The following is a 13,866-nucleotide window of genomic DNA, read 5'->3' on the forward strand; positions in this document are numbered from 1 at the left end:
GGGCGGGCGGCGCGCCGGGGGGGGGGGGGGCGGGGCCGGGGGGGGGGGGGGGTGGGGGGGCGGGGGGGGGGGGGGGGGGGGGGGGGGGGGGGGGCCGCCCGCCCCCCCCCCCCCCCCCCTCCTCGGGTCGTCCCGCTCAGCGGACCTCTTCGGGCCGTTTCTGCCGGAACATCTCGGCGGGGTCGTGGTCGCCGTTCCAGACCTGCGTGATGCCCCAGACGACGGCCATCAGCGGCACCGCGATGACGGCGCCGACGACGCCACCGAGGATCGTGCCGGCGGTCAGCGCGACGAGGATGACGAGGCCGTGCAGCTGCAGCGTGCGCCCCATGAGCACCGGCTGCAGGAAGTTGCCCTCGAGCTGGTTGACGACCACCACGACGGCGACGACGGCCAGGGCCGTGCCGGGCCCGTTGGCGACGAGCGCCACGAGGGCGGCCAGGATGCCGGCCGCGGTCGCGCCGACCAGGGGGATGAAGGCGGTCAGGAAGACCACGACGGCCAGCGGCAGGGCCAGGGGCACGCCGAGGGCGAAGAGGCCGATGCCGATGCCGATGGCGTCGACGGCGGCGACGGTGGCCGTCCCGCGCACGTAACCGCCGAGGGTCGACACCGTCTTGTCGCCGATGCGGCGGGCACGGGCGTAGTGCTCACCCTTGAACGGGCGCAGCAGGAACTCCCAGATCGCGGGGCCGTCCTTGAGGAAGAAGAACAGGACGACGATCATCAGCACGAGCCCCGTGGCGAAGCTGCCGACGGCCGAGGCGCCGGCCAGGGCACCCGAGCCGAACTGCGAGCTCGTGACGAAGTCGACGGCCGCGTTGCGGGCGTCCTCGATCTGCTGGTCGCTGATCGAGAAGGGCAGGGTCGTGATCCAGTCCTGCAGCTTGTTGAACCCCGAGGTCGCCGACTCGGCGAGCGAACTCGCCTGGTTCTCGACCGCCCACACGATGAGCCAGGCGACGAGGCCGAGGATGATCAGCACGGCGAACAGGGCGATCAGCGTCGCGAGCACCGAGGGCACCTTGTGACGTCGGAGGAACGCCACCACCGGCAGCATGGCCGAGGCGAAGATGAGCGCGAGCAGCACCGGGAGGGTGACGAGGCTGAGGCTCAAGAACACGTAGATGACGCCGATCGCGACGATCAGCACGGCGATGATCTGGACGGCGCGCGTCGCGAGGGTGCCGAAGGCGTCGGCCCAGAGGGAGTGCCGGACGGCGGCGTCCTCACGGGCCACCTCGGCTTCATGGCTGCGGAAGAGTCCCACGGTGTCGTCCTCGTTTCTGGTGGTGCGGGGGTCGAGAGGGGGTGCCGGACGGGGCGCGGCCGAACGTGGCCGGGCGCCGGTGGTCAGGCGAGAGCGTCGGTGGTGATCGGCCCGACCGGACCAGCCAACCCCGTCAGGAGAATATCGGGCCGGATGGACGCCCCGGCCGCTCGACGCGCGAATAGCGTGGGGGCATGCCGACCTCCGTCCTCGTCGTGTCCGACACCCACGTCCCGCAGAAGGCGAAGGCCGTGCCGGGGGTCGTGTGGGCCGCGGTCGAGCGCGCCGACGTCGTCGTGCACGCGGGCGACTGGACCGGCGAACCCCTGCTCGACGAGTTCGAGGCCCGCGCGCGCTTCCTGGTCGGGGTGTGGGGCAACAACGACGGCGACGGGTTGCGCGCCCGCCTGCCCGAGGTGGCACGCCACACGGTCGACGGCGTTCGCCTGGCGGTGGTCCACGAGACCGGAGCGAAGGAGGGGCGCGAGGCCCGCATGGACCGCGCGTTCCCCGAGACCGACCTGCTGCTCTTCGGGCACAGCCACATCCCGTGGGACACCACCACCCCGGCGGGCCTGCGCCTGCTGAACCCGGGGTCGCCCACGGACCGGCGACGCCAGCCGGCCGCCACCTACCTGACGCTGACCCTCGACGCCGGCGAGGTGCGCGACGTGGTGCTGCACGACCTGCCGGTCGCGACGCGCGACCGCACCGGCGTGCTGCCGCACCCGCGCATGACGACCTAGCCGGCGGGAGTCTCGGCGGGGGCTTCGGCCGGCGCGGACCCGGTGGGGGTCGGCGACGGGCTGGCCGTGCCCGACTCGGTGTAGCTGTTGCCGGCCGCGGTGACGACGAAGCTGCGGAACTCCTGCACGGTGAAGGGACGGCTGCCGTCGTACTTCTGACCGTTGACGAGGACCGTCGGGGTGCCGGTCAAGGCGTCCAGGTCGCTGTTCGGGATCGGCCCGTCGATGGCGCGCTGGGTCGCCGCCGTCACCCACGACCCGAACTCGTCGTCGTCGATGCACGACGTGATGTCGCTCGCGTTCGTCACCCCGTCGACTCCCGTCGCGATGTCGGCGAGTTGCGAGTCGTCGAGGCCCCTGGTGCCCTCTTCCGGTTGCTGCTCGAACATCGCGGTGTTGAAGTCGAAGAACGAGTTCGGCGAGTAGTTCGCCACGCAGGCGGCGGCGTTGGCGGCCCGGTTGCTGTACTTCGTGCCGAGGGACTGGTTCGTCAGGATGGCCACGGGGTGGTACTCGACCGTCGCCGCGCCCGACTCGACGAGCCCGCTGATGTAGTCGTTGTTGGCCTGCTCGAACTCGCCGCAGATCGGGCAGAGGTAGTCGAGGTAGACCACGATGTCGACCGTGTCGCTCGACGCCGTGGTCGCCGAGGCGGTGGGCTCGTCGTCGGGGCCGAGTGCACCGGTCTGCACGGCCTCGAAGCCCTGGCCGATCTTGATTCCGTCGCTCGCCATGTTCGCGGGGCCGGGGCCGGCCGGACGGATGCTGTTCGTGATGACCAGGACGACGCCGACGACGATGGCGATCACCACCAGGGCGAGGCCGCCCTGCAGGGCCCACCGGCCCGCACGCTGGCGACGCTTCTGCTTCTGTCGCGCGAGCTGCGCCTTCTGGCGGGCCGCCGCGCGCCGCTGGTTCTTGGTCAACGACGGGTCGTCGGGGTTCAGGTCAGTCATGGGGCTCCGGTGCGCGACGGCCTCGCATGGTCGCGTCGAGCGGGTGGTGGGGACGGTCGCCACGAGTCGTGGCCACGAAACATGGTACGAGGAGAGCCTGGCAGAAGTCCGCCAGCGCGGGCGACGAGCGGGTGGAGAAGGGGTGCGCGCATGGCGGGCCGGCACGTTTTCGTGGCATGCTGGCCGGTGGTGGTCATCGCAGATCCCTGAGGGTGATCACCGTCCATTCACAACGGATCGTCCGGCACGTACCTGCCGGTGAAGGAGAAGATCATGGCTTCGGTCACGTTCAGCAAGGCAACCCGCCTCTACCCCGGCTCGACGCGCGCCGCGGTCGACGGCATCGACCTCGAGGTCGCCGACGGCGAGTTCCTCGTGCTCGTCGGCCCCTCCGGCTGCGGCAAGTCGACCACCCTGCGCATGCTCGCCGGCCTCGAAGAGGTCAACTCGGGCGACATCTACATCGGCGACCGCAACGTCACCGACGTGCCGCCGAAGGACCGCGACATCGCGATGGTGTTCCAGAACTACGCGCTGTACCCCCACATGACCGTCGCCGAGAACATGGGCTTCGCCCTGAAGATCGCCGGCGTCGGCAAGGAAGAACGCGCGACCCGCGTCCTCGAGGCGGCCAAGCTGCTCGACCTCGAGCCCTACCTCTCGCGCAAGCCCAAGGCCCTCTCGGGTGGTCAGCGTCAGCGCGTCGCCATGGGTCGCGCCATCGTGCGTCAGCCCCAGGTGTTCCTCATGGACGAGCCCCTGTCGAACCTCGACGCCAAGCTGCGCGTGCAGACCCGCACCCAGATCGCGTCGCTCCAGCGCCGCCTCGGCGTCACCACGGTCTACGTCACGCACGACCAGACCGAGGCCCTGACGATGGGCGACCGCATCGCGGTCCTCAAGGACGGCGTCCTGCAGCAGGTCGGCACCCCCCGCGACCTGTACGAGAAGCCGCAGAACGTCTTCGTCGCCGGCTTCATCGGCTCGCCCGCCATGAACCTGCTGCCCGCCGACGTCGTCGACGGCGGCATCCAGTTCGGCACCGCCGTCACCGCGGTCGACCGCGACACGGTCGGCCAGGCCAACGGCAAGAGCGTCACCGTGGGCGTCCGCCCCGAGGACGTCGTGGTCAACACGACCGGCGAGGGCCTCGCGGTCACCGTCGACGTCGTCGAAGAGCTCGGCGCCGACGGCTACCTCTACGGCCACACCGAGGTCGACGGCAACCGCGTCGACGTCGTCGTGCGGGTCGACGGCCGCAACCACCCCAAGCTGGGCGACACGATCCACGTCACCCCGCAGGCGCACCACGTGCACGTCTTCGACACCGAGAGCGGCGAGCGCCTCGGCGACAAGGCCGTCGTCAGCGCGTAGCAGCAGGTCGGGTCGGCCCGTCGGGTCCGTCCGGAGCACCACTCCGGGCGACACGGCGGGCCGTCCCGCGTCCAGGCCCCGCGCCTCCCGACCTCCCCCGCCGTCCCGTCAGGGCGGCGCACCACGCACGAGAGGCCCTCATGCCCGACTCCCTGAACATCACCTCGGCCACCGCCGACCCGGCGCTGCTCGACCTGCCCTGGGACCTGCCGCTCGACGAGTGGCCCGACGAGGCCATCGCCACGCTGCCCAAGGGCATCTCGCGGCACCTCGTGCGGTTCGCGCACCTCAGCGGCTTCGTCATCGCCATCAAGGAGACGTCGGGCGAGATGGCCCGCGGCGAGTACGAGATGCTGCGGACGCTGCAGCGCATGGACATCCCCTGCGTCGACCCGCTGGCCGTCATCACGAACCGCCAGGACGCCGACGGTTCGCCGCTCAACCCGGTGCTCGTCACCCGCCACCTGAAGTTCTCGCTGCCGTACCGTGCGCTGTACTCGCAGACCCTGCGCCCCGACACGGCCCGCCGCCTGGTCGACGCGTTGGCCCTGCTGCTCGTCCGGCTGCACATCATCGGGTTCTACTGGGGCGACGTGTCGTTGTCGAACACCCTGTTCCGTCGTGACGCGGGGGCGTTCGCGGCCTACCTGGTCGACGCCGAGACGGGCAAGCTCTACCCCGGCGGCCTGTCGAACGGCCAGCGCGAGAACGACCTCGAGGTCGCCCGCGTCAACATCGCCGGCGAGCTGCTCGACCTCGAGGCCGGCGGCCGCCTCGACGACAACCTCGACCCCGTCGACGTCAGCAACGGCATCGTCGCCGCGTACCGCAGCCTCTGGACCGAGCTGACCGGGGCCGAGACCTTCGACAGCTCGGAGCGTTGGCGGATCAACGACCGCGTCGAGCGGCTCAACGACCTCGGCTTCGACATCGAAGAACTGGCGATCAAGACCGCCGAGGGCGGCAGCCAGGTCAAGATCCAGCCCAAGGTGGTCGACGCCGGCCACCACTCGCGCCGCCTGCTGCGGCTCACGGGCCTCGACGTCGAGGAGAACCAGGCACGCCGCCTGCTCAACGACCTCGACGCGTACCGCATGCGCACCGACCAGTCGGACTCCGACGAGGAGATGATCGCCCACGAGTGGGCCTCGCGCGTCTTCGAGCCCGTGGTCCGCTCGATCCCCCGCGAGCTGCGCGGACGCCTCGAGCCGGCCGAGGTGTTCCACCAGCTGCTCGAGCACCGCTGGTACCAGTCGCAGGCCGAGAACCGTGACGTGCCGATCGCCGAGGCGCTCACCTCGTACATCAACGACGTGCTGCGTCACCGCCGCGACGAGCAGATGGTCATCGAACCCGCGACCGAGTCGATCTCGTTGCCCGAGGCCGACCGGCTCGAGGCGGACGAGGCCGGCTCCGACGAGGACTGGCGCGCGAAGGTCTGACCACGCAGGAGGCGCGGGTCGGCACCCGGCCGACCCGCGCCTCCTCGAGGCCCCGCCTCGCCGGAGTCCGCGCTACTTCTTCGAGCGCTCGGCGCGCAGCTTCGAGATCTCGTAGAGCGTGACGGACGCCGCGATGCCGGCGTTGAGCGACTCGACGGCGCCGGTGATGGGCACCGACACGATCATGTCGCAGGTCTCGGCGACGATGCGCGACAGGCCCTTGCCCTCGCTGCCCACGACGACCACGATCGGGCGGTCGGCCAGCTCGAGGCCGGGCAGCATGACGTCGCCGTCACCGTCGAGGCCGATCACGAACACGCCCTGCTCTTTGTACGACTTCAGGGTCTGCGTGAGGTTCGCGGCCATCGCGACGGGGATGCGGGCCGCGGCGCCGGCCGAGGTCTTCCACGCCGAGGCGGTGAGGCCGACCGACCGGCGCTGCGGGACGATGACGCCCTGCCCGCCGAACGCGGCCACCGAACGGATGATCGCCCCGAGGTTGCGCGGGTCGGTGATGCCGTCGAGCGCCACGAAGAGCGGCTTCTGCTGACGCTTGACGGCCGCCTCGAGCATGTCGACGGGGTGCGCGTACTCGTACGGCGGCACCTTGAGCGCGACGCCCTGGTGCACGGAGTCGTGCCCCGTGATGCGGTCGAGCTCGGGGCGCATCACCTCGAGGATCGGCAGGCCACGGCGGGTGGCGAGCTGCAGGATCTCTTTCGTGCGCTCGTCCATCTCGATGCGCGCGGCGATGTAGAGCGTCGTCGCCGGGACCCGCGTCCGGAGCGCCTCGACGACCGAGTTGCGACCGGTGACCATCTCGCTGTCGTCGGCCGACTTGGGGCGACGCCGGGGGGCGTCGGGCCCCCCGCGACCGGCGATCGGCGACCCGGCGCGCGGGCCGGCCCCGCCGCGACCACGAGCCGCCTCGAGGCGCTCGCGCGCCGCCTTCGCCTTGCCCGCGGGGTGGTACGGGCGGTCTTCGGCGGCCGGCGTGGGCTTCTTGCCCTCGAGCGCCTGGCGCCCCTGCCCGCCGCTGCCGACCTGCTTGCCCTTGCTGCCCTGGCGAACGGCACTGCTGCCGGGACGGCCCTTGCGTGCTCCGCTGGTGTTCTTCACTGTTCGAGGCTCCAATGCGACCCGCTGGGGGTGTCTTCGATGGTGATGCCGGCGCCCGTCAGGACGCCCCTGATCTCGTCGGCCCGCGAGAAGTCGCGATCGGCCCGGGCTTGCTGGCGTTCGGCCAAGAGTACGTCGACCAGCGTGCCGAGCGCGCGGTGGGCGTCGCCCTCGTCGCCCGACCGCCACTCGGGCGCCGTCGGGTCGATGCCGAGCACGGCCACCATGGCGGCCACGTGCTGCCAGGCCCGGGCCGCGGTGTCGAGGTCGCCGTCGTCGAGGGCGACGTTGCCGGCACGCACGGTGTCGTGCAGCACGGCCGCGGCCTGGGGCACGTTGAGGTCGTCGTCCATCGCCTCGCCGAACTCGTCGGGCACGACGCGGGCGCCGACCCCGGCGAAGCGGGTGTCGGCCAGGCGCCGCTGGGCCCGTTCGAGGAAGGTCTCGACGCGGTCGAGGGCCGCCTCGGCCTCGAGCAGCGCGCCCTCGTGGTAGTCGATGGTCGAGCGGTAGTGCGCGGCGCTGAAGAAGTAGCGCACGACCACCGGGCGGGCCCTGGCCAGGAAGTCGGCGGCGAAGATCGAGTTGCCGAGCGACTTCGACATCTTCTGGCCCTCGACGGCGACGAGGCCGTTGTGCAGCCAGTACGAGGTGAAGCCCATGCCCGCGGCGGTCGACTGGGCGAGCTCGTTCTCGTGGTGCGGGAACCTCAGGTCGAGGCCGCCGCCGTGGATGTCGAAGGCGCGGCCGAGGTAGCGAGCCGACATCGCCGAGCACTCGATGTGCCACCCGGGTCGCCCCTCGCCCCAGGGCGACGCCCACGAGGCGGATTCGGGCTCGTCGGCCTTGTGGCCCTTCCACAGGGCGAAGTCGCGCGGGTCGCGCTTGCCGCGGGGGTCGGCGTCGGTGGCCGGCGCCATGTCGTCGACCGACTGGTTCGTGAGGGCGCCGTAGGCGGGCCAGCTCGTCGTGTCGAAGTACACGTCGCCCGAGCCGTCGGGGGCGACGTAGGCGTGCCCCTTCTCGAGCAGCGTCGTGACGATCTGCTGCATCTCGCCGACGCTGGCGGTCGCCCGCGGTTCGTAGGTGGGCGGCAGGATGCCGAGCGCCTGGTACCCGGCGGTGAACTCGAGCTCGTACCGGTAGGCGCGGGCCCACCACTCTTCGCTGGTGTCGGCCGCCAGGGCGAGGATCTTGTCGTCGATGTCGGTGACGTTGCGCACCAGGGTGACGTCGAGGCCTCGGTAGGTGAACCAGCGACGCCAGAGGTCGTAGACGAGCGCCGAGCGCAGGTGCCCGATGTGGGGCGACGACTGCACGGTGGGGCCGCAGACGTACAGCCCGACCTGGCCGGGGACGAGCGGGACGAAGTCGACGAGCGCCTGCCGGCGGGAGTCGTAGAGCCTGATGGTCACGTGATCAGCCTATTTGACGCCGGGCTCGCGGCCTCGCTCGTGACGAGGGCCGTCGCGATGACGGCGACGCCCTCGCCCCGCCCCGTGAAGCCGAGCCCGTCGGTCGTGGTCGCCGAGACGCTGACGGGGGCGCCGACCACGCGGGTCAGCTCGTCCTGCATCTCGACGCGCCGCGACGAGAGCCGGGGCCGGTTGCCGATCACCTGGACGGCGACGTTCACCGGGGCCGCCCCGGCGGCCGCGAGCAGGTCGAGGGTGGCGGAGAGGAACACGTCGCCCGAGGCCCCGGCGAAGCGGGGGTCGTCCGTGCCGAAGCTCGACCCGATGTCGCCGAGGCCGGCGGCGGACAGCAGGGCGTCGACGATCGCGTGGGCGACGGCGTCGCCGTCGCTGTGCCCCGCGAGCCCCGCCTCGTCGGCGAAGTGCAGCAGCCCGAGGCGCATCGGCTGCGCCGCGTCGTACGCGTGGACGTCGGTGCCGACCCCGGTCAGGAGGCGCGGGCCCGGTCGAGCGGTCGCCTCGCGCCCCGGCGCACCCGCCTCGCCCTCGGCGACGATCGTCTCGGCCCGGCGCAAGTCCCACGGGGTCGTGATCTTGAAGGCCACCGGGTCGCCCGCGACGACGCGGACGCGGTGGCCGGCGGCGGCGAAGAGCGCCGCGTCGTCGGTGTGCTCGACCGAGGCCTCGGCGTACGCGCGCGCGAGCGCGGCCCGGGGGAACCCCTGCGGCGTCTGCATCGCCACGAGCTCGCTGCGGTCGACGGTGTCGACGACGAAGGCGGCGTCGGCGTCGACGCGCTTGACGGTGTCGGTCACCGGCAGGCCCGGCACGACGCCGTCGCCGGTGGCCTCGACGGTGTCGGCCACGAGGTCGAACTGCGCGGTGGGGGTGAACGGCCGGGCGCAGTCGTGGACCAGCACGGTCGCGACCTCGGGGCCGAGGGCCGTCAGGCCCGCCGCGACGGACTGCTGGCGCGTGTCGCCGCCCACGACGACCGAGGCGTAGCCGCGGGCGGGACCGGCGACGGCGTCCACGAGCGTGCGGGACTCGTCGACGAGCGCCGCGGGGACGACGACGACGACCTGCGTCGGAACGGCCGACGCGAAGACGGCCTCGAGGGACCGTTCGAGGATGCTGCGGCCCGCGACCTCGACGAACGCCTTCGGGCGGCCGAGCGCGAGTCGGGTGCCGCTGCCCGCCGCAACGACGACGACCGCCCGACCGGCGCCGGACGGGGTGTGGACCCCACCGTCGCCGACCGAGCGGTCGTCGGGAGTGCTAGGACGCAAGGACCTCGTCGAGGACGCTCGACGCCTTCTCTTCGTCGGTCTTCTCGGCGAGCGCGAGCTCGCTGATCAGGATCTGGCGGGCCTTGGCGAGCATGCGCTTCTCGCCGGCCGAGAGGCCGCGGTCCTGATCGCGACGCCAGAGGTCGCGGACGACCTCGGACACCTTGATGACGTCACCGCTGGCGAGCTTCTCGAGGTTCGCCTTGTAGCGGCGCGACCAGTTGGTCGGCTCTTCGGTGAAGGGGGCGCGGAGCACGTCGAAGACGCGGTCCAACCCCTCTTTGCCGATGACGTCTCGCACGCCGACCAGGTCGACGTTGTCTGCGGGTACTTCGATGGTCAGATCACCCTGGGTGACGCGAAGCTTGAGGTACAGCTTCTCTTCGCCCTTGATGATCCGCTTCTTGACTTCTGAGATTGTCGCTGCCCCGTGGTGCGGGTATACAACGGTCTCGCCGACCTCGAACTGCATGAATCAGGCTCCATTCTGCGACACCCAGGATACCATAAGCAGTCGTTGGTAAGGCTGCCCTAACGAACCGACGCCCGTGGGCGCGGATAAGCTGGGCGGCAGACGCTTGTCGTGACGCTGATCCTGGAGGACACCTGTGCGAGCCCCATCCCTGAAGTCTCGCGGACTGGCGACGCGAGTCGTCTCGGCCGCCGCCGTCGGCGCCGTGGTCGTCCTGACCGCCGCCGGGTGCAACTTCATCAGCCCGCAGGCCACGACGAAGCAGTACGACGCGAGCGACGGCTACAGCGTCAACGTCGGCTCGATCCAGGTGCGCAACGCCATCCTCCTCACGGCTCGCGAGGGCGACGGCGGCACGGCCAGCCTGAGCATGGTCGTCCTCAACACGAGCGACGAGGCCGCGAAGGTCTCGTTCGAGTACCCCACCACCTCGGGCAAAGAGACGCAGACGATCGAGGTCGACGGTTCGTCCAAGGTCGAGCTGGGCACCGAGCCCGGCCAGGACCAGTTCATCATCGACTCGCTCGACTCCGACCCGGGCGCCCTCGTGCCGGTGTTCGTCCAGTACGGCACCGAGACGGGCAAGTCGTTCAACGTGCCCGTCCTCACGGGCGCCCTGTCCGAGTACGCCACGCTGCTGCCCTCGCCCACGCCGTCCTCCGAGCCCACCGTCGAGTCCACGCCGCTCGTCGAGGCGACCGAGCAGGCACCGTCCTCGTCACCGACGCCGTAGCCCCACCCCACCGACCGCCGAGAGGCCCGGCCCGCCGTGTGCGGTGCCGGGCCTCTCGCGCGTGAGGCGACCGGCGCCTCCCGGGCTCCCGGCGGGGCGGGAGCCCTGCCCGCCGGTCAGGCCTCGATGCGGTAGCCGAGGCCGCGCACCGTGACCAGGGCCTTCGGCTCGGACGGCACGGCCTCGATCTTCGAGCGGATGCGCTTGATGTGCACGTCGAGGGTCTTGGTGTCGCCGAAGTAGTCCGAGCCCCAGACCCGGTCGATCAGCTGTCCCCGGGTCAGCACCCGGCCGGCGTTGCGCATGAGCAGTTCGAGCAGCTCGAACTCCTTCAGGGGCATGGCCACGTCGGTGCCCCGGACCGACACGACGTGCCGCTCGACGTCCATGCGGATGTCTCCCGCCTCGAGCATCGAGTCGGACAGGTCGTCGGGGTCGACGCGACGACGCAGGACGGCCCGGATGCGCGCGAGCAGCTCGCGGGTCGAGTACGGCTTCGTGACGTAGTCGTCGGCGCCGAGCTCGAGGCCGACCACGATGTCGACCTCGCTGTCCTTGGCCGTGAGCATGACGATCGGCACCTGCGACCTGGTCCGGATGATCCGGCAGACCTCGGTGCCCGGGATGCCCGGCAGCATCAGGTCGAGCAGCACGAGGTCGGCGCCGGTCTTGTCGAAGGCGGCGACGGCACCCGGGCCGTCCTCGGCCACCGTCACCTGGTAGCCCTCGCGCTGCAGGATGAAGGCGAGCGGCTCGCTGAGGGACTCCTCGTCCTCGACGATCAAGATGTGGGTCATCGGGTCTCCATGGTCATCGTGTCTCCTGGTGCTCCGGCCGCGGGGCGACCGTGGTCGGGATCGATCGGGTGACGGGTTCGACGTCGGCGGCCGGCAGGCGCAGCGTGAAGGTCGACCCCTTGCCGACCTGCGACCAGACGCGCACGTCACCGCCGTGGTTCTGCACGACGTGCTTGACGATCGCGAGGCCGAGGCCCGTGCCGCCGGTGCGACGGGACCGGGCCGGGTCGACGCGGTAGAAGCGCTCGAAGACGCGGTCGAGCTCGTCGTCGGGGATGCCGTAGCCCTGGTCGGTGACGGCGATCTCGACGACCCCGCCCTGGTCGACGGTGGCGCCGATGCCGACCCGCGACCCGTCGGGCGAGTAGTTGATGGCGTTCGCCACGAGGTTGTCCACGGCCGTGACGAGCATCGCCTGGTCGCCGACGACGTGCGCGTGCTTGCCGCCCCGCACGACGAGGTCGATGCCACGTGCCTCGGCGCCCACCCGGTTGCGGTCCACGGCCGTGTCGACCACGTCGCGCACGTCGATCGGCTCGGCGGTCTCGAGCGCGTCGGTCGCCTGCAGGCGCGAGAGCTCGATGATGTCCTGCGTGAGGCGTCCGAGCCGCCCGGCCTCGCGGGTCAGGCGCGCGGCGAAGTGCCGCACCTGCTCGGGGTCGGCCGAGGCGGACTCGAGGGCCTCGGCCAGCAGCCCGACGGCACCGATCGGCGTCTTGAGCTCGTGGCTGATGTTGGCGACGAAGTCCCGGCGCATGTCGTCGAGGCGGCGCCCCTCGGTGCGGTCCTCGGCGAGCAGCAGCACGAAGCGACCGCCGAGCGCGGCCGCCCGCACGTGGACGGCGATGGTGGCCTCGCTGCCGGGCAGCCGGGGCAGGGTCAGTTCTTCGACGACGGGGTCGCCGTGCCGGCGGACGTCGTTGACGATGGTCTCGAGCTCGGGGTGGACGAGGTGTTGCTGGGCCGACACCAGGCCGAGCTGCCGGGCCGCCGCCGAGGCCTTCAGCACGTTGCCCGAGGGGTCGACCACGAGCCCCGCGGACTCGAGCGCGTCGAGCACGGCGTCGATGCCGTCCGGCAGGGCGACGTCGACGAGCGCCGCGGCTCGCACGGCGCGTCGGTGGGCCGAGACGACCACCAGCACGATCGCGGCACCGACGACGGCCCCGAAGGCCAGCGACGACGGCACCAGCCAGGCGGATTCCATGTCGTTCACAGTAGTGACCCCCCGGCCCGTCGATGAACGGGACGTCGGCGCATCCGCTGTACTTTGGTCAGAGTTCAGGCGGCGATCACCGGTCGTTAACCTTCACCGGAGACCATCGTCGGGACTGTGCGGGCGACTCACGCCCCCACGTCACGAGCCGAGGGCGCGCCCCGCACCCCGCTCGCAGCCACCGTGCTCCCAGGGCCACCGAGCCCCCACGACGAGAGGGTCGAACACGACATGCGCGAGGTATTCCAGCAGGAACTCCTGGAGGTGCAGGAGCGTCTCGTCGAGATCGCCGGCCTCGTCGCCGTCTCGATCGCGAACGCGACCACGGCCTTCAACGAGTCGAACGTCTCGTTGGCCGAGCAGGTCATCGCCGACGACGACAAGATCGACGAGCGCGCCATCGCCCTCGACGAGCTGGCGATCGACATCCTGGCCCGCCAGAACCCGGTCGCCCGCGACCTGCGCATCGTCGTCAGCGCCCTTCGCATCAGCGCCTCGCTCGAACGCATGGGCGACATGGCCGAGCACATCGCCCAGCTCGCCCGCTACCGGTTCCCCGAGAAGGTCGTGCCGAAGTCGCTGCGACCGACCTTCAAGGAGCTGGGCGAGCTCGACGTCGCCATCGCGAACAAGCTCACCGAGCTGCTGACCACCGAGGACGTGCGCCTGGCCGAGGAGATCCGCAACGACGACGACCGCATCGACGAGCTGCACCTCAGCGTGTTCGACAAGGTGCTCGGCGAGACCTGGAAGGGCGCGGCCGTCGACACGGTCGACTCCACGCTCGCGTCGCGCTACCACGAGCGGTTCGCGGACCACGCGGTCTCGATCGCCAAGAAGGTCCAGTACCTCGCCACCGGCGACTGGGTCGCCCCCGAGGTCTGACCACCCTCTGACGAGCAGGAGGCGGGGGGGCCCGGGGGCCGGGCCCCCCCCCCCCCCCCGCGGGGGGGGCGCCCCGGGGGGCGGGGGGGGGCGCCCCGGCCCCATAGCGCGCCCCCGGCACCGGCTGCCCCGCGCGGGCCCCCCCACCCCCC

The 13,866-nt window shown here is 71.7% G+C and carries 13 protein-coding genes; 5 read left to right on the top strand and 8 right to left on the bottom strand.

The annotated features are described in order from the left end of the window. Positions 1-136: 136 nt before the first annotated feature. A complete protein-coding gene (locus tag ABID81_RS15630) occupies positions 137-1,270 on the bottom strand; it encodes an AI-2E family transporter (protein ID WP_354595696.1) in 1,134 nt (377 codons plus the stop codon). A 194-nt stretch (positions 1,271-1,464) separates the two neighbouring features. Between ABID81_RS15630 and ABID81_RS15635 the strand changes: the two genes are divergently transcribed. Continuing rightward, positions 1,465-2,016, top strand: coding sequence for a metallophosphoesterase family protein (locus ABID81_RS15635; protein ID WP_354595697.1), 552 nt, complete (start codon positions 1,465-1,467; stop codon positions 2,014-2,016). Here the strand turns inward: ABID81_RS15635 and ABID81_RS15640 are convergent. Continuing rightward, entirely contained in the window at positions 2,013-2,972 is a 960-nt protein-coding gene (locus ABID81_RS15640) for a DsbA family protein (RefSeq protein ID WP_354595698.1), read from the bottom strand. The two genes, ABID81_RS15635 and ABID81_RS15640, sit on opposite strands and share 4 nt — an antisense overlap. Positions 2,973-3,245: 273 nt before the next feature. On the opposite strand from ABID81_RS15640, the gene ABID81_RS15645 reads away from it, so the two are divergent. After that, positions 3,246-4,346 (top strand): ABC transporter ATP-binding protein, encoded by a 1,101-nt coding sequence (locus ABID81_RS15645; protein ID WP_354595699.1) that lies wholly within the window; start codon positions 3,246-3,248, stop codon positions 4,344-4,346. A 140-nt stretch (positions 4,347-4,486) separates the two neighbouring features. Then, the gene (locus ABID81_RS15650; RefSeq protein WP_354595700.1) at positions 4,487-5,788 is read left to right on the top strand and encodes a DUF4032 domain-containing protein; all 1,302 of its coding nucleotides are present in this window, start codon (positions 4,487-4,489) and stop codon (positions 5,786-5,788) included. Positions 5,789-5,860: 72 nt separating this feature from the next. Here the strand turns inward: ABID81_RS15650 and rlmB are convergent, their stop codons facing one another. Genes rlmB through ABID81_RS15670 form a run of 4 tightly spaced genes read right to left on the bottom strand, consistent with a single transcriptional unit; the run spans position 5,861 to position 10,083 of the window. Continuing rightward, positions 5,861-6,907 (bottom strand): 23S rRNA (guanosine(2251)-2'-O)-methyltransferase RlmB, encoded by a 1,047-nt coding sequence (rlmB, locus tag ABID81_RS15655; RefSeq protein ID WP_354595701.1) that lies wholly within the window; start codon positions 6,905-6,907, stop codon positions 5,861-5,863. After that, on the bottom strand, positions 6,904-8,322 hold the full coding sequence (gene cysS / locus ABID81_RS15660; RefSeq protein WP_354595702.1) for a cysteine--tRNA ligase: 1,419 nt from the start codon (positions 8,320-8,322) through the stop codon (positions 6,904-6,906). The genes rlmB and cysS overlap by 4 nt, the downstream gene beginning before the upstream one ends. Continuing rightward, complete coding sequence (ispD, locus tag ABID81_RS15665) at positions 8,319-9,611, bottom strand: 2-C-methyl-D-erythritol 4-phosphate cytidylyltransferase (protein ID WP_354595703.1); 1,293 nt, start codon at positions 9,609-9,611, stop codon at positions 8,319-8,321. The genes cysS and ispD overlap by 4 nt, the downstream gene beginning before the upstream one ends. Continuing rightward, complete coding sequence (locus tag ABID81_RS15670; RefSeq protein ID WP_043597211.1) at positions 9,601-10,083, bottom strand: CarD family transcriptional regulator; 483 nt, start codon at positions 10,081-10,083, stop codon at positions 9,601-9,603. The genes ispD and ABID81_RS15670 overlap by 11 nt, the downstream gene beginning before the upstream one ends. Before the next feature lie 136 nt (positions 10,084-10,219). Here ABID81_RS15670 and ABID81_RS15675 point away from each other — a divergent pair, with 136 nt between their 5' ends. Beyond that, a complete protein-coding gene (locus ABID81_RS15675) occupies positions 10,220-10,816 on the top strand; it encodes a hypothetical protein (protein WP_354595704.1) in 597 nt (198 codons plus the stop codon). A 116-nt stretch (positions 10,817-10,932) separates the two neighbouring features. Here the strand turns inward: ABID81_RS15675 and ABID81_RS15680 are convergent, their stop codons facing one another. Further along, a complete protein-coding gene (locus ABID81_RS15680) occupies positions 10,933-11,613 on the bottom strand; it encodes a response regulator (RefSeq protein ID WP_354595705.1) in 681 nt (226 codons plus the stop codon). Positions 11,614-11,626: 13 nt separating this feature from the next. Beyond that, positions 11,627-12,820: a sensor histidine kinase gene (locus tag ABID81_RS15685; protein WP_354595706.1), complete on the bottom strand. Its 1,194-nt coding sequence runs from the start codon at positions 12,818-12,820 to the stop codon at positions 11,627-11,629. A 240-nt stretch (positions 12,821-13,060) separates the two neighbouring features. Here ABID81_RS15685 and phoU point away from each other — a divergent pair, with 240 nt between their 5' ends. Further along, on the top strand, positions 13,061-13,714 hold the full coding sequence (phoU, locus tag ABID81_RS15690; protein WP_043597221.1) for a phosphate signaling complex protein PhoU: 654 nt from the start codon (positions 13,061-13,063) through the stop codon (positions 13,712-13,714). Positions 13,715-13,866 lie beyond the last annotated feature (152 nt).

Origin of the sequence: Frigoribacterium sp. PvP054, from assembly GCF_040547465.1 — a bacterium.
Lineage (GTDB): Bacteria > Actinomycetota > Actinomycetes > Actinomycetales > Microbacteriaceae > Frigoribacterium.